The organism is Ottowia sp., assembly GCF_046348305.1.
GTDB lineage: Bacteria > Pseudomonadota > Gammaproteobacteria > Burkholderiales > Burkholderiaceae_C > Ottowia.
In genome coordinates, this window is sequence record NZ_JAXMEM010000010.1 from 136,013 (window position 1) to 152,650 (window position 16,638).

Annotated in this window: 15 protein-coding genes; 11 read left to right on the top strand and 4 right to left on the bottom strand. The window is 69.2% G+C overall.

Translation table 11 applies throughout. The features are described from left to right. Window positions 1-136 precede the first annotated feature (136 nt). A complete protein-coding gene (sufU, locus tag U1F38_RS13510) occupies window positions 137-601 on the top strand; it encodes a Fe-S cluster assembly sulfur transfer protein SufU (protein WP_409987591.1) in 465 nt (154 codons plus the stop codon). Further along, window positions 598-1,149, top strand: a complete 552-nt coding sequence (sufT, locus tag U1F38_RS13515; RefSeq protein WP_409987592.1) for a putative Fe-S cluster assembly protein SufT — start codon at window positions 598-600, stop codon at window positions 1,147-1,149. The genes sufU and sufT overlap by 4 nt, the downstream gene beginning before the upstream one ends. A gap of 74 nt (window positions 1,150-1,223) precedes the next feature. Here sufT and U1F38_RS13520 read toward each other — a convergent pair whose 3' ends face one another. Together U1F38_RS13520 and U1F38_RS13525 are read right to left on the bottom strand one after the other, a co-directional pair. After that, on the bottom strand, window positions 1,224-1,517 hold the full coding sequence (locus U1F38_RS13520) for a DUF2249 domain-containing protein (protein WP_409987593.1): 294 nt from the start codon (window positions 1,515-1,517) through the stop codon (window positions 1,224-1,226). A 43-nt stretch (window positions 1,518-1,560) separates the two neighbouring features. After that, on the bottom strand, window positions 1,561-2,772 hold the full coding sequence (locus U1F38_RS13525) for an NnrS family protein (protein WP_409987594.1): 1,212 nt from the start codon (window positions 2,770-2,772) through the stop codon (window positions 1,561-1,563). Between the two features lie 273 nt (window positions 2,773-3,045). On the opposite strand from U1F38_RS13525, the gene U1F38_RS13530 reads away from it, so the two are divergent. The 3 genes from U1F38_RS13530 to U1F38_RS13540 all read left to right on the top strand — a co-directional run bounded on the left by U1F38_RS13530 (window position 3,046) and on the right by U1F38_RS13540 (window position 7,331). Further along, the gene (locus tag U1F38_RS13530) at window positions 3,046-5,526 is read left to right on the top strand and encodes an adenosylcobalamin-dependent ribonucleoside-diphosphate reductase (RefSeq protein ID WP_409987595.1); all 2,481 of its coding nucleotides are present in this window, start codon (window positions 3,046-3,048) and stop codon (window positions 5,524-5,526) included. Window positions 5,527-5,532: 6 nt separating this feature from the next. Beyond that, window positions 5,533-6,057 (top strand): peroxiredoxin, encoded by a 525-nt coding sequence (locus U1F38_RS13535; RefSeq protein ID WP_409987596.1) that lies wholly within the window; start codon window positions 5,533-5,535, stop codon window positions 6,055-6,057. A gap of 299 nt (window positions 6,058-6,356) precedes the next feature. Beyond that, window positions 6,357-7,331, top strand: coding sequence for a tripartite tricarboxylate transporter substrate-binding protein (locus tag U1F38_RS13540; RefSeq protein ID WP_409987597.1), 975 nt, complete (start codon window positions 6,357-6,359; stop codon window positions 7,329-7,331). 25 nt (window positions 7,332-7,356) lie between these two features. Here U1F38_RS13540 and ettA read toward each other — a convergent pair whose 3' ends face one another. Then, window positions 7,357-9,018, bottom strand: coding sequence for an energy-dependent translational throttle protein EttA (gene ettA, locus U1F38_RS13545; RefSeq protein WP_409987598.1), 1,662 nt, complete (start codon window positions 9,016-9,018; stop codon window positions 7,357-7,359). A gap of 368 nt (window positions 9,019-9,386) precedes the next feature. Here ettA and U1F38_RS13550 point away from each other — a divergent pair, with 368 nt between their 5' ends. Next, a complete protein-coding gene (locus U1F38_RS13550) occupies window positions 9,387-11,183 on the top strand; it encodes a DEAD/DEAH box helicase (protein WP_409987599.1) in 1,797 nt (598 codons plus the stop codon). Between the two features lie 120 nt (window positions 11,184-11,303). Here U1F38_RS13550 and U1F38_RS13555 read toward each other — a convergent pair whose 3' ends face one another. Further along, window positions 11,304-11,687, bottom strand: coding sequence for a hypothetical protein (locus U1F38_RS13555; protein WP_409987600.1), 384 nt, complete (start codon window positions 11,685-11,687; stop codon window positions 11,304-11,306). 153 nt (window positions 11,688-11,840) lie between these two features. Between U1F38_RS13555 and U1F38_RS13560 the strand changes: the two genes are divergently transcribed. The 5 genes from U1F38_RS13560 to U1F38_RS13580 all read left to right on the top strand — a co-directional run bounded on the left by U1F38_RS13560 (window position 11,841) and on the right by U1F38_RS13580 (window position 16,518). Then, window positions 11,841-12,707 (top strand): hypothetical protein, encoded by an 867-nt coding sequence (locus U1F38_RS13560; RefSeq protein WP_409987601.1) that lies wholly within the window; start codon window positions 11,841-11,843, stop codon window positions 12,705-12,707. 187 nt (window positions 12,708-12,894) lie between these two features. Beyond that, complete coding sequence (locus tag U1F38_RS13565; RefSeq protein WP_409987602.1) at window positions 12,895-13,494, top strand: sigma-70 family RNA polymerase sigma factor; 600 nt, start codon at window positions 12,895-12,897, stop codon at window positions 13,492-13,494. A gap of 145 nt (window positions 13,495-13,639) precedes the next feature. Then, window positions 13,640-15,052: an ankyrin repeat domain-containing protein gene (locus U1F38_RS13570; RefSeq protein ID WP_409987603.1), complete on the top strand. Its 1,413-nt coding sequence runs from the start codon at window positions 13,640-13,642 to the stop codon at window positions 15,050-15,052. Window positions 15,053-15,144: 92 nt separating this feature from the next. After that, window positions 15,145-15,606 (top strand): hypothetical protein, encoded by a 462-nt coding sequence (locus U1F38_RS13575; RefSeq protein WP_409987604.1) that lies wholly within the window; start codon window positions 15,145-15,147, stop codon window positions 15,604-15,606. A 126-nt stretch (window positions 15,607-15,732) separates the two neighbouring features. Beyond that, on the top strand, window positions 15,733-16,518 hold the full coding sequence (locus U1F38_RS13580) for an SDR family NAD(P)-dependent oxidoreductase (RefSeq protein ID WP_409987605.1): 786 nt from the start codon (window positions 15,733-15,735) through the stop codon (window positions 16,516-16,518). Window positions 16,519-16,638 lie beyond the last annotated feature (120 nt).

Consider the following 16,638-nt stretch of genomic DNA (forward strand, 5'->3'; position numbering starts at 1 on the left):
TCCCCCCTCAAGGGGGCATCGCCAGTGGCCGGGGAAACCCCGACCACGGCGATCGCGGGCTTGGCCTGTGCCGCGGCCTTGCGGCTGTTTGTGTTTCATCGGCTGCGGGTGACGCGCAGCGCCATGGACAACTACGATGAACGATGCCGTGAACGATCTGTATCAGGAGGTGGTGCTCGAGCACAAGCGCGCGCCGCGCAACTTCGGGCACCTGCCGCACCCCACGCACCAGGCCGAAGGCACCAACCCGTCCTGCGGCGACCAGATCGCCGTCGAGCTGAACCTGGTCGGCGACCAAGTCCAGGACATCCGCTTCACCGGCCATGCCTGCGCCATCTGCATGGCTTCCACCTCGATGATGACCGAGGCCGTCAAGGGCCGCGACGTCGCCGCCGCCAAAGCCTTGCAGCAGCACTTTCGCGCCGTGCTCACCGGCGAGGAAGAGCCCGAGGGCGCGCCCCTGGGCAAGCTCGTCAGCCTGGCCGGCGTGCGCCAGTATCCCAGCCGCATCAAGTGCGCCCTGCTGGGCTGGCATGCGCTGATGCACGCCATCGCGCAAGACGGCGGCAACGCGAGCACCGAACCGGAGCCCGCCGCATGAGACGCAATCGCGAAACCGTCCTGGTGCGCCGCAACGTGCAGGTCGAGCTGGTGCCCGCCGGCACGCCGGTCGAGCTGGAAGAAGGCACCTGGTGCGAAATCACGCAGGCGCTGGGCTCCTCGTTCACCCTCCTCGTCGAAGGCCAGCTGGTGCGCCTGCGTGGCAGCGACGCCGACGCCATCGGCAAGAAGGACCCCACGCCGGTCGTCGAGCACGGTGACGTGGAAGCAGACGATGTCGAGCCCCTGGTGTGGGAAGCGCTGCGCACCTGCTACGACCCCGAGATCCCGATCAACATCGTCGATCTGGGCCTGGTCTACCGCTGCGAGCTGCGCCCCTTCACCGAGGAGGAAGGCAAGCTGCACGTGGTGATCGACATGACCCTGACGGCCCCCGGCTGCGGCATGGGCGAGGTGATCGCCAACGAGGTCAACGACAAGGTGCTGAACCTGCCGCGCGTGGAGGAGTGCACCGTCAACATCGTGTTCGACCCGCCCTGGGACCGCTCGATGATGACCGAGGAAGCCAAGCTGGCGCTGGGCATGTAGGGCGCGCGCCCATCCACCCACAAAAACGGGCTCCCGCAGGAGCCCGTTTTTCATGCGTCGATGCGATGCCCCGATCAGCCACCGCCGCAGGCGCCGCCCGAGCAGCAGCTCCCGCCCGCATCGCCGCCCGCCTGCTGTTTGCCGATCTGCACGCGCCACAGATCGGGGCCATCCTGCAGATACCGCCACTGCAGCTCGCCGGGCGAGCGGCTCTCCAGTTGCCGCCGCAAGGGCACCGGGTTGTGATCGTTGATGATCACAAAGGCCTCCCCGGGCAGCAAACCGTCAAACTGGTCAAACAAGCGGGCGTGCCGCTCGTGCGGCGCAATCATCCGCACATCGATTTCTTCCATCAACTGGCTCATCATCTTCCTTTCATCAAGTCAAAACCACAGAACAGGCCGCACGACGTCAACCATCCTTGCCATCCAGGCGCGTGCGCAGCAGCCAGGGCGCGTAGATCAGCAGGTAGATCAGGAACGCCAGGCCCCACAGCCCGGCCGCCCAGGCCAGTGCCGCCGCGGTGCTGGACGGCCACAGCGCCGGCACCCCGACGCGCACGATGGCCGCAACCAGCACCAGCGCGTAGGCCACAACCTCGCCTCCCGACGCCTTCAGCGGGCGCCCGGTGTGGCCGCGCGCCGTGCGCGTGATCATCCCGATGATCAAACCGCCGACGGTGCCGACGGCAAAGGCGTGCACCGCCAGCGACAGCGGCACCCAGCCGCCCTGCGCCGCGGCCAGCAGCGCAAAGCCGACGGGCAGCCACGCATAGGCGCCGTGCAGGATCCAGAGGATAGGCCGCGTCAGCGTGACCTGCGGCTTCCACAGCGCCAGGCGCACGGCATGCAGCACGGCGGCCAGGGCGCACAGCGCCCCCGTGACACCCGCCGGCGCGCCGAACACCCACAGCGCCAGCGCCAGGCCGGTGGCGGCCAGCACGCACCACTCCAGCGGCCGCGGCACGCTGTTCTTCAGCCCAGGCGTGACGTTGCGGGTAAACACCGGCACCACGCGCCCGGCCATCACCGTCACCACCATCAGGATCAGCGCCAGCCCGGCGTACAGCGACGATGCCGCGGGCACCGCGAGCACCCCCATCACGCTCAGATGAAACACCGCATTGGCGGCCGCCATGAGCAGGAGCAGCGAAAGCAGCGGGATGTTGCGCCGGTTGCCGGCTCGCACCAGAATGCGCAGCAGCAGCGCGGCCACCAGCGGCAGCAGGGCAAAGTCCAGCACCGCAAACAGTGTGTACGGCCCCGTCACTGCCGCCACGCGCGCAGCCAGCCACAGCAGTGCCAGCGCGCCCAGCAACGGGCCGCGCGGCGTCTCCAGCCCGGTCCATGCGCGCACGCCCGTCAGCAGGAAGCCGATGATGACGCCGGCCGCAAAGCCGAACACCATCTCATGGCCGTGCCACAGCAGGGGCTCCAGGGCAAACGCCGGCGTGACCTGGCCCAGAAACACCGCCACCCACAGCGGCACCGACAGGCAGGCCAGCAAGGCCGCCCCCAGGTAGAACGGCCGAAAACCCAGCCGCAGCACCGGCCAGCCGGTGGGCGCGGCCGGCTGCGGCTTGGCCGACGCAACGGGGATGGAAGAAGCAGTTCGTTGGTTCATGTCAACAGTCGAGAAACTATTTTCGAGCGGCGCGCGAAGCACCCAGGCGGCTCATTTTTATATAGCGCGCCCAACAGTGCCATGGCCTGGTTCAAGAACATGGTTTTGCGTAGGGTTGCTGCGTTTTCAGGTGCGCTTTGGCCACCGCGCACGCAGGGCCGACCCCACGCCGCCCGGGCGTTTCGAATTGCGGATTTGAACAGTGCAAGAATGCTGTTTTTGGCCGTCGGATGCTTCACAGACACCGCCGGCGCCGCCCCAGGAGCCCACCCCATGAAAAGAGATCCGCTGCCCCAGACGCAGCGCCAACTTGCTGCCCAGACCATCAGCGCCGACGTGCTGGCGGAGAAGTATTTCAAGCCGGGCGAGCACTCCCTCGAGCAGCTCTACGCCCGCGTCGCCCGCGCCCTGGCCAGCGTCGAGAAGCCCGAGTTGCGCGCCGAGTGGGAAAGCCGGTTTCTGAGCAATTTGCACGCCGGCGCCATCGGCGCCGGCCGCATCATGAGCGCGGCCGGCACCGACATCCAGGCCACGCTGATCAACTGCTTCGTGCAGCCCGTGGGCGACGCCATCCAGGGGCGCGACGCCGACGGCTACCCCGGCATCTACGAAGCCCTGCGCGAGGCCGCCGAGACCATGCGCCGCGGCGGCGGCGTGGGCTACGACTTCTCGCGCATCCGCCCCAAGGGCGCCTTCGTCAAGGGTACCCACTCCTACGCCAGCGGCCCGTGCAGCTACATGAACGTGTTCGACCAGTCGTGCTCGACGGTCGAGAGCGCCGGCAGCCGACGCGGCGCGCAGATGGGCGTGCTGCGCATCGACCACCCCGACGTGCTGGAGTTCATCACCGCCAAACGCACGCCCGGGCGCTGGAACAACTTCAACGTCTCGGTCGGCGTGTCCGACGCTTTCATGCAGGCCGTGGCCGCCGGCACCGACTGGGAGCTGGTGCACAAGGCCGAGCCGGGCCCGAAGGTCAAGGACGCCGGCGGCCACCAGCGCGCCGACGGCCTGTGGGTGTACCGCAGCGTGCCGGCGCGCGAGCTGTGGGACACCATCATGACCTCGGCCTACGACTTCGCCGAGCCCGGCATCCTGTTTCTCGACCAGATCGGGCGCGACAACAACCTGAACTACACCGAGCAGATCGAGGCCACGAATCCTTGCGGCGAGCAGCCGCTGCCCCCCTACGGCTGCTGTGACCTGGGCCCGATCATCCTGACGAACTTCGTGCGCCACCCCTTTGGCGTGGGCGGCGAGGCGGCGTTCGACTTCGAGCGCTTCGAGCAGGTGGTGGCCACCCAGGTGCGCGCGCTGGACAACGTGCTCGACGTCACCTACTGGCCGCTGCAGCAGCAGCGCGAGGAGGCCGCCGCCAAGCGCCGCATCGGCGTGGGCTTCACCGGGCTGGGCAACACGCTGACGCTGCTCAAGCTGCGCTATGACCGCGAGGACGGTCGCCAGATGGCCGCCGAGATCGGCCGGCGCATGCGCGACGCGGCCTACCGCGCCTCGGTCGAGCTGGCCAAGGAAAAGGGGGCCTTTCCCAAGTTCAAGGCCGATGGCTACCTGGCCCAAGGCACCTTTGCCAGCCGCCTGCCCGACGACATCAAGGCCGCCATCCGCCAGCACGGCATCCGCAACAGCCACCTGCTGTCGATCGCGCCCACCGGCACCGTCAGCCTGGCCTTTGCCGACAACGCGTCCAACGGCATCGAGCCGGCCTTCAGCTGGGGCTACAAGCGCAACAAGCGCGAGGGCGACGGCAGCACCAGCAGCTACATGGTGGAAGACCATGCCTTCCGCCTGTATCGCGAATGGGTAGACGCCAGCGTCACCACCGACGACACGGCCGGCAAGCTGCCCGCCTACTTCGTCAACGCGCTGCAGATGAGCGCGCAAGAGCACGTGGCCATGATGCAGGCGGTGCAGCCCTACGTGGACACCTCCATCAGCAAGACCGTCAACATCCCCGCCGACTACCCCTTCGACGACTTCAAGGACCTGTACCGCCAGGCCTGGCAGGCGGGCCTGAAGGGCCTGGCCACCTACCGCCCCAACAGCATCCTGGGCGCCGTGCTGGAGACCACACCGGTCAAAAAGGACGAACCGGCCATTGCCGTGTCGGCGGCGGCGCCGGCCTACGACCCGATGCGCACGGTGATTGAAAAGCGCCCGGCCGGCGGCCTGCCCGCCGTGGCCGAGAAGATCGAATACTGGACCAGCGAGGGCCAGCAGCGCCTGTACCTGATCGTCACCTTTTTGCCCATGCCCACGGCCGACGGCAAGGGCACGATCGAGCGCGCCATCGAATTTTTCATGCCCGTGGGCCAGAGCGGCGAGTCGCAGCAATGGATCACCGCCACCATGCGCATGCTCAGCCTGGCCGCGCGCGGCGGCTTTCTGGACCGCGCCCTGTCGGACATGCGCAAGGTCACCTGGGACCGCGGCCCGGTGCGCCTGGGCACTTACGAAAAGGCCGACGGCACCCACGTGCCGCGCTGGCACGACAGCGAGGTGGCCGCCATCGGCTACGCGGTCGAGAACCTCATCGCCCGCCGCGCCGAGGCGGCGCAGGCCTCGCTGTTCGAGCCCGACGAGATGCTGTCCGCCGAGCCCGCCGCCGAGACATCGAGCGCCGCCCCCGGCGTCATGGCCGGCAAGAAATGCCCCGAATGCGGCGCGCACGCGATGATTCGCAAGGATGGGTGCGATTACTGCACGCATTGCGGGTTTGTGGGGAGTTGTGGGTAATCGGCCATGAAGCGCCTGGTCGCCCTGACCTTGGCTTGCGCTGCCTGGCTGCCCTTGGGCGCGCACGCCGCGCTCAAGCCCGGCGATGCCGCGCCCGAGTTCAAGACCACCGCCGCGCTGGCCGGCAAACCCTTTGCCTTTGACCTGGCCGAGGCCCTCAAGAAAGGCCCGGTGGTGGTGTACTTCTTTCCCAAGGCCTTCACGCGCGGCTGCACCATCGAGGCCAACGCATTTGCCGAGGCGACGCCCCAGTTCGCCGCGCTGGGCGCGCGCGTGATCGGCATTTCGCACGACGACATCGACACCCTCAAGCGCTTTTCCAGCGAAGAATGCCGCGACCAGTTCGCCGTCGGCTCCGACCCGCGCGGACAGACCATCAAGGCCTATGACGCCGCCTCGCTGCTGCCCGGAGTGGCCAACCGCATCTCCTACGTCATTGGCCAAGACGGCCGGGTGGTGTTCACGCACGAGGGCAGCAACCCGCTCAAGCACGTCGAGGAAACCCTCAAGGCCGTGCAACGCCTGAAATAAAACACCCCCAGTCTCCACTCGCTGCGCGATGTTGCGCCACCCCCTTGCAGGGGGCATCGCCAGTGGCCGGGAAATCCCGGCCACGGCGATCACTGGATTGGCCTGCTCCCCGGCCTCTTGGCTCTATGCGTCTGCGGGCGATGGGAGGTGCTGGGCGTGCGGGCTTTCCCTGCTGCGGATACGATTTGCAGTAATTATCATACGCATGTTTGCTTTTTTCTGACATTGCACACATGATTTTTTCACCAGTCCAACGCATCGCTCGGTTTCTTTCAGGTCCGTGCGGACTGGCGCACGCCGTGGCGCTCCTGGGGTGTGGCGCGCTGGCTTGGGCGCTGGCCCTGCCGGCCACGGCGCAACCCACGGCCGAGCCCATCACCGTCATCGTGCCCTACTCGCAAAACGGCCCCACCGACCGCACCATGCGCGCGCTGGCCAAACCGCTCAGTCAGGCACTGGGCGGCACGCCCATCACGGTGAAAAACGTGCCCAGCCCCGGCGGTGTGCAGGGCCTGGCCGACGTGGCCAACGCCAAGCCTGACGGGCGCACGCTGCTGTTCACCAACACCAACATCGCCCTGTTGCCCGCGCTGGGCGACAAGCTGCCGTTCGACCCCAACACCGCCTTCAGCTACCTGGGCCTGGTGCTGGAGTCGCCCATGGTCATCCTGGGGCGCCCCACGCTGGAGCCAAAAACCGCCCGCGAATTCGCCGACTGGCTGGAGCGCACGGACTCCAGCCAGATCCGCCTGGCCGATGCGGGGGCCGGCTCGGCCTCGTATCTGTGCGGGCTGTTTTTGCAAAGCCTGGCCGGCAAGTCCTTCACACGCGTCGAATTTCCGGGCAGCGCGCCGGCGCTGACGGCGCTGAAGGAAAACAAGGTGGACGTGCTGTGCGACCAGACCCCCTCGGTCAAGGCGCCTTTGCTGGCCAAAACCGTGCAGGGCTATGCCCAAACCACGGGCACGCCCATGACGGGCGCGCCGTTTTCAAGCCTGGTCACGCTGCGGCGCATGTTCTCGCGCGAGCTCGAGCTCTCGATCTGGCACGGTTTTTACGGGCCCAAGGGCTTGCCCCCTGACGTGCAGGCGCGCCTGAACACCGCCATCCGCCAGGCCGCAGCCGACCCGGTCTTCGTGGCCGACCAGCAGGCCCAGGGCGTCATCATGATTGGCGGGCGCCGTCTCACGCCCGAGGGCCACAAGGCCTTTATCGACGAGACGGTGCCGCTGTGGCAGCTGATCGTCTCCATTAGCAAATCGCGCCAGAAATAAGCCGACTGGGCCGGCTCGCCCAGGGCTATTTGAGCCCCTTGTAGCGCATCCGATGCGGCCGCGCGCCCTCCTCGCCCAGGCGCTTCTTCTTGTCGGCTTCATATTCCTGGTAGTTGCCGTCGAAGAACACCCACTGGCTGTCGCCCTCGGCCGCCAGGATGTGGGTGCAGATGCGGTCCAGGAACCAGCGGTCGTGGCTGATCACCATCACGCTGCCGGCGTATTCCAGCAGGGCGTCCTCCAGCGCGCGCAGGGTTTCCACGTCCAGGTCGTTGCTGGGCTCGTCCAGCAGCAGCACGTTGGCGCCCTGCATCAGCGTCTTGGCCAGGTGCAGGCGCCCGCGCTCGCCGCCCGACAGGGTGCCGACCTTCTTTTGCTGGTCCTGTCCGTTGAAGTTGAAGCGCCCACAATACGCGCGGCTGGCCATCTGGAACTTGCCCACGTTGATGATGTCCAGGCCACCGGAGATGTCCTCCCACACGGTCTTGTCGTTGGCCAGCGCGTCACGGCTCTGGTCGACGAAGGCCAGTTGCACGGTCTTGCCGATGCTGACCGTGCCGCTGTCGGGCTGCTCCTTGCCGGCAATCAGGCGAAAGAGGGTTGACTTGCCCGCGCCGTTGGGGCCGATGATGCCGACGATGGCGCCCGCCGGCACCTTGAAGCTGAGGTTGTCGATCAGCAGGCGATCGCCGAAGCTCTTGCTGACGCCGGTGAACTCGATCACCTCGGTGCCCAGGCGCTCGGCCACGGGGATGAAGATTTCCTGCGTCTCGTTGCGTTGCTGGTATTCGTAGTCGCTCAGTTCCTCGAAGCGCGCCAGACGCGCCTTGCTCTTGGCCTGGCGGCCCTTGGGGTTCTGGCGCGCCCACTCCAGCTCTTTCTTCATCGCCTTCATGCGGGCGTCTTCGCTCTTTTTTTCCTGCAGCAGGCGCGCTTCTTTTTGCTCCAGCCAGGTGCTGTAGTTGCCCTTCCACGGAATGCCGTAGCCGCGGTCCAGCTCCAGAATCCACTCGGCGGCGTTGTCCAGAAAGTAGCGGTCGTGCGTGATGGCCACCACGGTGCCGGGAAAGCGCTGCAGGAAGATTTCCAGCCACTCCACCGATTCGGCGTCCAGGTGGTTGGTGGGCTCGTCCAGCAGCAGCATGTCGGGCTTGGACAAGAGCAGCTTGCACAGCGCGATGCGGCGCTTTTCGCCGCCCGACAGGTTCTTGATCTGCGCATCCCACGGCGGCAGGCGCAGCGCGTCGGCGGCGATCTCCAGCTGGTGCTCGCTGTCGGTGCCGGCGGCGGCAATCACGGCCTCCAGCTTGCCTTGCTCCTCGCTCAAGGCGTCGAAGTCTGCGTCGGGCTCGGCATAGGCGGCGTAGATCTCTTCCAGCCGCGCGCGGGCGGCGTTGACCTCCCCCATGGCCAGTTCCACCTCCTCGCGCACGGTGTGCTCGGGGTTGAGCTGGGGCTCCTGCGGCAGATAGCCGATGTCCAGGCCCGGCATGGGCGTGGCCTCGCCTTCGATCTCTTTGTCGATGCCGGCCATGATCTTCAGCAGCGTCGACTTGCCCGAGCCGTTCAGGCCCAGCACGCCGATCTTGGCGCCGGGGAAAAAGCTGAGCGAAATGTCCTTCAAGATCTGCCGCTTGGGCGGCACGATCTTGCTGACGCGGTTCATGGTGTAGACGTATTGGGCCATGGGTAACTCTCAAAAAGATAGCTGTCCGCGCTTGCCTGACGGGCGCCACAAGGAAAAACAGCCTTGAAAATGAAGAAGCGGCCTGATGTGCCGGCGCTGGCGCGCCGCAAGCCGCGTGCCCCCGATTATCGGCCTTGCGCGGGCTGCCTGGCGCGGCCATGCGATAATCTGAAGGCTGACGGTTCACCAGTTCCCCGTTTCAGCCAGCCCTTCCGCTGGGGCGCCTCGCGAAAGCGCAGCCGGACACGGCCCACCGCGCATCGCAGCGCCCACCCCCAGAAGAACCCGCCTATCGCCCACCTGACTGGCCGGCATCCGCCGGATCGGGCCCTAGGCAGCCGCGCCGCATTGCACGGCGCACCCCATCGATGAACTTTGACGATCTGAACCTGGCGCCGGCAATCCTGAAAGCCGTGCACGAGCTGGGCTACACCGAGCCCACCCCTGTTCAAGCCCAAGCCATTCCCGTCGTGCTGCAAGGCCACGACCTGCTGGCCGGCGCGCAGACCGGCACCGGCAAGACGGCCGGCTTTGCCCTGCCGCTGCTGCAACTGTTGTCCACCCGCCCGGCGCCGCGCCGCGGCGCCATCCGCGCCCTGGTGCTCACGCCCACGCGCGAACTGGCCGCCCAGGTCGAAGAGGCCGTGCGCAGCTACGGCAAGCACCTCGAGCTGAGCTCCACCGTGATCTTCGGCGGCGTCGGCATGAACCCGCAGATCGAGCGCATCCAGGCCGGCTGCGACATCCTGGTGGCCACGCCCGGGCGCCTGCTCGACCTGGAGCAGCAGGGCCACCTGGACCTCTCGCACGTGGAGATCCTGGTGCTGGACGAAGCCGACCGCATGCTCGACATGGGCTTCATCCACGACGTCAAGAAGGTGCTGGCGTTGCTGCCGCGGGACAAGCAAAGCCTGCTGTTCTCCGCCACCTTCAGTGACGAGATCCGCGCGCTGGCCGCCGGCCTGCTGAAGGATCCCAAGAGCATCCAGGTCACGCCCCCCAACACCACGGTCGAGCGCATCGCCCAGCTCATCTACCCCGTCGGCCGCAACCGCAAGAAGGACGTGCTGGCCCACCTGATCGGCGAGGGCAACTGGAGCCAGGTGCTGGTATTCACGCGCACCAAGTTCGGCGCCAACAAGGTAGCCGACTACCTGAACGACCGCGGCATCAAGGCCATGGCCCTGCACGGCAACAAGAGCCAGAGCGCACGCACCCAGGCGCTGGCCGAGTTCAAGAGCGGCGAGCTGCGCGCCCTGGTGGCCACCGACATCGCCGCGCGCGGCATCGACATCGACGAGCTGCCGCACGTCGTCAACTACGACATCCCCAACGTGCCCGAGGACTACGTGCACCGCATCGGCCGCACCGGCCGCGCCGGCGCCAGCGGCGAGGCCGTCAGCCTGGTGTGCATGGACGAAGAGGGCTTCATGCACGAGATCGAGCGCTTCACGCGCCAGCAGATCCCCGTGCAGATCCTGGACGCCTACGGCCCCGAGGAAGGCGAGCGCGCCGAGCCCATCGCCATGGGCCGCCAGACGCTGTGGGGCGGCCTGGGTCGCGCCCCCGGCCGCGAGGTGATGCAGGCCGCCGCCCGCGCCGCGCGCCAGGAGATGATGCAGCGCATCCGCGAAAACAAGGCCGGACAAGGCCCGCGCGGCCGTGGCCCGGGCCCGCGCCCGGCCCGCGCCGCCGGCGCCAGCGCAGACGATGGCAACGCCCTCCAGCAAGCCGACCAGGCCCCGCGCGCGCCCGCCGCCCATGCGGAGGACGGCCAGGGCCCGCGCAACGGCCGCAACCGCAACCGCCGTCGCGGGCGTGGCGGCAACGGCAACCGGCCGGATGGGCCCGACACCCCGCGCAACCACGGTCAGCACGCCCCCGCGCCGCGCCCCGCACCGGCCACGCGCGAGTTCGGCTATGACGACGAGGACGAGCGCGAGGTCGACCGCCTGCCGCGCAACATCGACCCGCTGCAAACCAACCTGCACGGCCGGCGCAACGCCCCGCGCGGCCCCAGCCACGGCGCGGTCGGCCAGCCCGACCCGATGCGCACCAGCATCGACGGCATGGGCGGCAAGAGCGGCGGCGGTGGCCGCAACAAGCAGCGCGGCCGCGGCGGCTTTGGCGGTGGCGGCCAACGTGGCGGCGGCTACGGGCGCTGAACGCCGACGGGCACGCAGCAAAAAGGGCTTGTGCGCAAGCCCTTTTTTTATGTCGTTTGGGCTTATTGCCCTTGTCTGAATTGCGCTGGCAGCTATTTCATCGATAGCATCTCGTTCAACTCAGGCACGCACGAACAGCGTCACCAGCGGATCGTCCCCCAGCAGCCGGCTGCGGTGGCCATGCACCTGGGGATCGAAGCGGGCGCCGGCCGGCAGCGTGTCGTTGGAGTAGAAGCACTCGCCCGGCCCGAACACGCGCGCCGTGCCGTCGCGCAAGCCGATTTCCATGCGCCCTTGCAGCACCACCAGCCACTGCGGCGTGCCGGTGCAGTGAAAGTCGCTGGCAAAGCCCACCGGGCTGCGGCGAAACTGGCAACCGCCCGACGCCATCAGGCTTGACAGGCGGGCGGCGGGCGTGCCTTCGGAGAGCGCCACGGGCCAATCGCGAAAACGCGCGCGGCCGTCGTCGGCGGTGTAGAGCTCGGTCAGGGTCAAAGTGGTCATGGGCTGGCAGCGCCAAGGTGTTGGAGCGTGAATTGCGCCCCAGTGTAGGGCTGGTGGCGCTTACCCACGCTTACAACACCATCACTCCGGCTCAACCCCATCGGCCGCCGGACTTCGTTTCTGTCATCTCCACCCCCTGAAACGGAGCCCCGCATGAAATCACCCGCCTCCCTGCTCTGCGCCATCGCCCTGGCCGCCGGCACCCTGCTGGCCAGCGCGCACGCGCACGCCGTCGGCCGCCTGCTCGACGTCGACGTGATCGACCGCGACACCGGCGCGCCGCTGCCGGTGTACCGCCACGGCAGCGACTGGTGGATCGCCGGGCGCCCCGGCGCGCGCTACGCCATCCAGGTGCGCAACGCCAGCGGCGAGCGCGTGATGGGCGTCATGTCCGTCGACGGCGTGAACGTCATCACCGGCGACACCGCCGCCTGGGACCAGTCCGGCTACGTGCTGTCCGCCTGGCAGAACGCGCAGATCACCGGTTGGCGCAAGAGCGACGCCGAAGTCGCGGCCTTTCACTTCACCACCCTGCCCCACTCGTACGCCGCGCGCACCGGGCGGCCCGCCAACGTCGGCGTGATTGGCGTGGCGGTGTTTCGCGAACGGCTGCAGCCACCGCCGCCGCCCATCGGGCCGATGGCCGCGCCGATGGAGCGCCGCAGCGCGCCGGCCGCGGGCGACGCCGAAGCCGCCAGCCCCGCGGCGTGCGCGGAAGAATCGCAAGACAAGGCGGTCGAGGCCGACCGCAGTACCAGCGCCAGCGCAGCACGCCCCCGGCAGGCCGCACCGCATCTGGGCACCGGCCACGGCGCGCGCGAGAGCGCCTGGGTCAGCCACACCCGCTTCGAGCGCCGCAGCCCGCGGCCTCAGGAAGTCATCTCCATCCGCTATGACAGCCATGAAAACCTGGTGGCCATGGGCGTCATCGCGCCCGACCGCCGCCTGCTGCCGCAGCCGCAGGCCTTTCCGGATTCTGCAAGCAGCGGCTACACGCCCGATCCGCCGGCCTGGCGGTGAGATGAACCGACAACACCCCCTTTCCTCACGCTGCGCGTGGGAAGGAAGACGCAGCCAGCGCGGCGGGACAGCCCTTGCGCGGCCGCCCGCGCATGGCCCACGCCGATTTCATGCGTTGCGGGAGCGCGAACGTCCGGCGGTTGATCGGAAGGCGGCTCGCGCCCGCGCCCTCGCCATAATCGGGCCCATGCCGCCGCCGGACGACGCCACCGACGAGACGCTCATGCAGCGCTATGCCGCGGGTGACGCACGCGCCTTCGAAACCCTGTACGACCGCCACGGCCTGCGCCTGTGGCGCTACATCTTCCGCAGCATCGGGGATGTGGCCACGGCCGACGAACTGGCGCAGGACGTGTGGCTGCGCGTGGCCCGCAACGCCGCGCGCTACCGGCCGCTGGCGGGCGACGCGGGCCAGCCGGTGGCGCGCTTCACCACCTGGCTGTTCACCGTGGCGCGGCACCGCGTGGTCGACCACGTGCGCGCCGCCCGCCCCACGGTCAGCCTGGACGAGGCGGTCGATGACGCGCACACGCTGGCCGATACGCTGGCCGCGCCCTCGGGCTTTGGCCCCGTGCGGCGCATTGAAAACCGCCAGCAGGCCCGGCAACTGCTGGCGGCGCTGGAGCAACTGCCCGCCGTGCAGCGCGACAGCTTTCTGCTGCAAGCCGAGGGCGAGATGAGCGTGGCCGAGATCGCCGCCGCCACCGGCGTGGGCATCGAAACCGTCCGCAGCCGCCTGCGCTACGCCCGCGCCGCGCTGCGCCGGACGCTGGAGAACATGGCATGAGGCACCCGGTGTCAACCCGCCGTTGCGGCAAGTGCAGGTCGAGTGCCGCAATGGCGAGCCGGGCCCTGGCCCGGGTGGCCGATCCCGGCGCGCCGCGCCGCTCGCCAAGGCGCATGCTGCAGCGCGCAGCACGGAGGGCAGGTCCGTGAACTCGCCCACGCAAGACACCTTGGCACAACCGCCCGAGGACGAGATCCTCGCCCGCTATCGCGAGGCCAGCGCGCTCGACGACATCGGCCCCGATGCCAGCCTGCGCGCGGCGGTCCTGGCCCAGGCCCAGGTGCAGGCCTGGCTGCACGCCGACCACGCCACGGATGCCGAAGACACCGATGCCGATGCCGGCGCCGACCGCTCGCCCCCCCACAGCGGCGAGCTCGACTTCGCCTCCGGTCCGCTGGCACCGACCCCCGGCGCCGACGCGGCCAACGACCGGCACTGGGTCCGCACGGCCGTCGCCAGCGTCGCCGTCCTCGGCCTCGCCGGTTTGCTGGCGGTGCAACTCGACCGCGGCGCGGACGACGAACGGGACCTGGCGCTGGGCCGCGGCGCAACCCCCGTGACGGCGGCGCCCGCAACCGCAGGCCGCGCCGAGGCGGACGCTGCATCGCCCCATGCGGCGGCGCCGTCCGCCGCGGCGCCCGCAAACGCCCAGGACGCATCCGAACGCACGCCGCAGCGCCGTGCCGACAGCCAGGCCGCCGCGCCGACGGCCAGTGACACGGCGCGCACCAGCGCCGACGCGCCACCCACCCCCGCCGCCACGCTCGCCCCAGGCAGCCTCGTCGAGCCGCAGCGCGCCGCGCCCCGGCCCGCCGAGGAGCGCGCGCCCGCCCGCAAGCGCCCCGACGAGCCAGCGGCCGCCCAGACCCAGCGCGCGCCCGACGCCCGGCCGGCCACCGCACACAGCGAGGCAGCCGCCCCGGCAAAAGCGCAGGGCGAGCAAAGCCCGGCCCCCGACGCACAGGCCGAACGGCGTCGGGCCGCGGCGTTGCGGCGCGCCGCCAAGCTGGCCGACGCCAGCGACGCCGCGGGCAGCACCAGCACCGCACGCCCGGCCGCCGCAGCGGCCCCTTCTTCGGCGCACCCGCCAAACGCCAGCAACCCGCCCCCCGGCGCGAATGCCGCCGCGCCGTCGCCGGCTCGCCAGGACGCGCCCCCAAACGCCGCGCCCGCACCCACCGTGGCGGAAAACCTCACCAACCGGGCCAGCGCCGAGCAGCCCGCCCCCCAGCTCGCGGCCAGCCCCGCGCCGCGGAGCCCGCCGCCTTCTCTAACGCCCAACCAGCGCCTGCTGGCCGCTGCCACGTCCGGCCAGGACGCCGCAGCGCGCAACGCGCTGGAGCGCGGCGCAGCCGTCAACACCGCCGACGACGCCGGCCGCACCGCACTGATGCTGGCGGCGCGCCGTGGTGACGCGGCCCTGGTGCAACTGTTGCTCAATGCCGGCGCCGACCCGGCGCGCACCGACCGCGCCGGCCGCAGCGCGGTTGACCATGCGCGCGACGCCGGCCACGCCGCGCTGGCCCAGCGCCTGCAGGTGGGCAGCATCAAACCGTGAGGCGCTGACACGCCGCTGTGTCGATGTGGCACGAGCCAGTCGCCCACGCGCAATCGCCATCGCAATCGCAATCGCCACAGCGTGAACCTGCCATGCCGACCTTCACCGTTTCCACCCCGCTGCCCATCGCACCTGAGGCTTTCTGGGCGCGCATGTCCATGGCAGCAGTCAATGCCGAGCTTTGGCCGTGGGTGCACATGACCGCCCCCGCTGGTTGGCGGCGCTGCCCGCTGGCGCAATGGACCACGGAGCGGGTGCTCTTTCGCAGCGTCGTTTTGCTGCTGGGTGTGCTGCCCGTCGATGTGCACGCGCTGCGCCTGGCGCACATTGACCCTGATCGCGGCTTTCTGGAAGAGTCGTCCTCATGGACCAACAGGCTGTGGCGCCACGAGCGCACCACCACCCGCACCGAGCGCGGTTGCGTCGTGACCGACACGGTCACCATGCACGGCCGGGTGGCGCTGCTTGCGGCGCTGATGACACCCATCTACCGGCTGATTTTTCAGCATCGGCACCGCCGCCTCAGGCGCTTGCATGCCGGTGCGGGCCGCTGACAGACCTGCTTGCCGTGACTTGTCGGGGGCCAGGATCGAGTGCTTTCATAAAATTCATCGACACCACCGTCGACCCTGCCGCGCCAGCCAGCGCCTTGCAAACCGACTGAACCCAGCACGCACACCATGGCAACGTCCAATTCCACTTCGATCTCCTTTGGCCTGCAAGACCGCGTCGTCATCATCACCGGCGCCGCGCAAGGCATCGGCGAGGCCTGCGCGCGGCGCTTTGCGCGCGAGGGCGCGCAGGTGGTCATCGCCGACGTTGCGGACGCGCGCGGCCAGGCGCTGGCGGCCGAGCTGGGCGCAACCTACCAGCACTGCGACGTGGGCGACAAGGCGCAGGTCGACGCGCTGGTGGCCCAGGTGCTGCACCAGCACGGCCGCATCGACGTGCTGGTCAACAACGCCGGCATCTTCAAGGCGGCCAATTTCCTCCAGGTCACCGAGGCGGACTTCGACGCCGTGCTGCGCGTCAACCTCAAGGGCGCCTTCCTGGTCGGCCAGGCGGTGGCGCGCGTGATGGCGCAGGCCGGGCGCGGCGCCATCGTCAACATGAGCTCGGTCAACAGCGTGCTGGCCATTCCCGACATCGCCAGCTACAACGTCAGCAAGGGCGGCATCAACCAGCTCACGCGCGCCATGGCGCTGGCGCTGGCCGACAAGGGCGTGCGCGTCAACGCCGTGGGCCCCGGCACCATCGCCACCGAGCTGGCCGCCCAGGCCGTGCTGACCAGCGAGGAGGCCAAGAACAAGATCATGATGCGCACGCCGATCAAGCGCCTGGGCGAACCCGCCGAGGTGGCCGACGTGGTGGCTTTCCTGGCCAGCGACGCCGCCAGCTACATGACCGGCGAGATCGTCATGGTCGACGGCGGGCGCATGGCGCTGAACTACACCGTGCCCTTGTGAAACCGCGACTTATTTCCGCCCCGCGCCAGCGCCGTGCGACCCGACTGCGCTGAAAAGTTTCAATTTGTCTCGGATAATGGCGCGCTTGTCGACGGCCGCGCCACACCGGCCTGCCGTCCG

Excerpts from the sequence above, each read along its gene's own strand:
- sufT (WP_409987592.1), top strand. The coding sequence starts at position 598 with ATGAGACGCAATCGCGAAACCGTCCTGGTGCGCCGCAACGTGCAGGTC.
- U1F38_RS13560 (WP_409987601.1), top strand. The coding sequence starts at position 11,841 with ATGAAATCACCCGCCTCCCTGCTCTGCGCCATCGCCCTGGCCGCCGGC.
- U1F38_RS13555 (WP_409987600.1), bottom strand. The coding sequence starts at position 11,687 with ATGACCACTTTGACCCTGACCGAGCTCTACACCGCCGACGACGGCCGC.
- U1F38_RS13525 (WP_409987594.1), bottom strand. The coding sequence starts at position 2,772 with ATGAACCAACGAACTGCTTCTTCCATCCCCGTTGCGTCGGCCAAGCCG.
- U1F38_RS13580 (WP_409987605.1), top strand. The coding sequence starts at position 15,733 with ATGGCAACGTCCAATTCCACTTCGATCTCCTTTGGCCTGCAAGACCGC.
- ettA (WP_409987598.1), bottom strand. The coding sequence starts at position 9,018 with ATGGCCCAATACGTCTACACCATGAACCGCGTCAGCAAGATCGTGCCG.
- U1F38_RS13535 (WP_409987596.1), top strand. The coding sequence starts at position 5,533 with ATGAAGCGCCTGGTCGCCCTGACCTTGGCTTGCGCTGCCTGGCTGCCC.
- sufU (WP_409987591.1), top strand. The coding sequence starts at position 137 with ATGAACGATGCCGTGAACGATCTGTATCAGGAGGTGGTGCTCGAGCAC.
- U1F38_RS13530 (WP_409987595.1), top strand. The coding sequence starts at position 3,046 with ATGAAAAGAGATCCGCTGCCCCAGACGCAGCGCCAACTTGCTGCCCAG.
- U1F38_RS13550 (WP_409987599.1), top strand. The coding sequence starts at position 9,387 with ATGAACTTTGACGATCTGAACCTGGCGCCGGCAATCCTGAAAGCCGTG.
- U1F38_RS13520 (WP_409987593.1), bottom strand. The coding sequence starts at position 1,517 with ATGATGAGCCAGTTGATGGAAGAAATCGATGTGCGGATGATTGCGCCG.
- U1F38_RS13575 (WP_409987604.1), top strand. The coding sequence starts at position 15,145 with ATGCCGACCTTCACCGTTTCCACCCCGCTGCCCATCGCACCTGAGGCT.
- U1F38_RS13565 (WP_409987602.1), top strand. The coding sequence starts at position 12,895 with ATGCCGCCGCCGGACGACGCCACCGACGAGACGCTCATGCAGCGCTAT.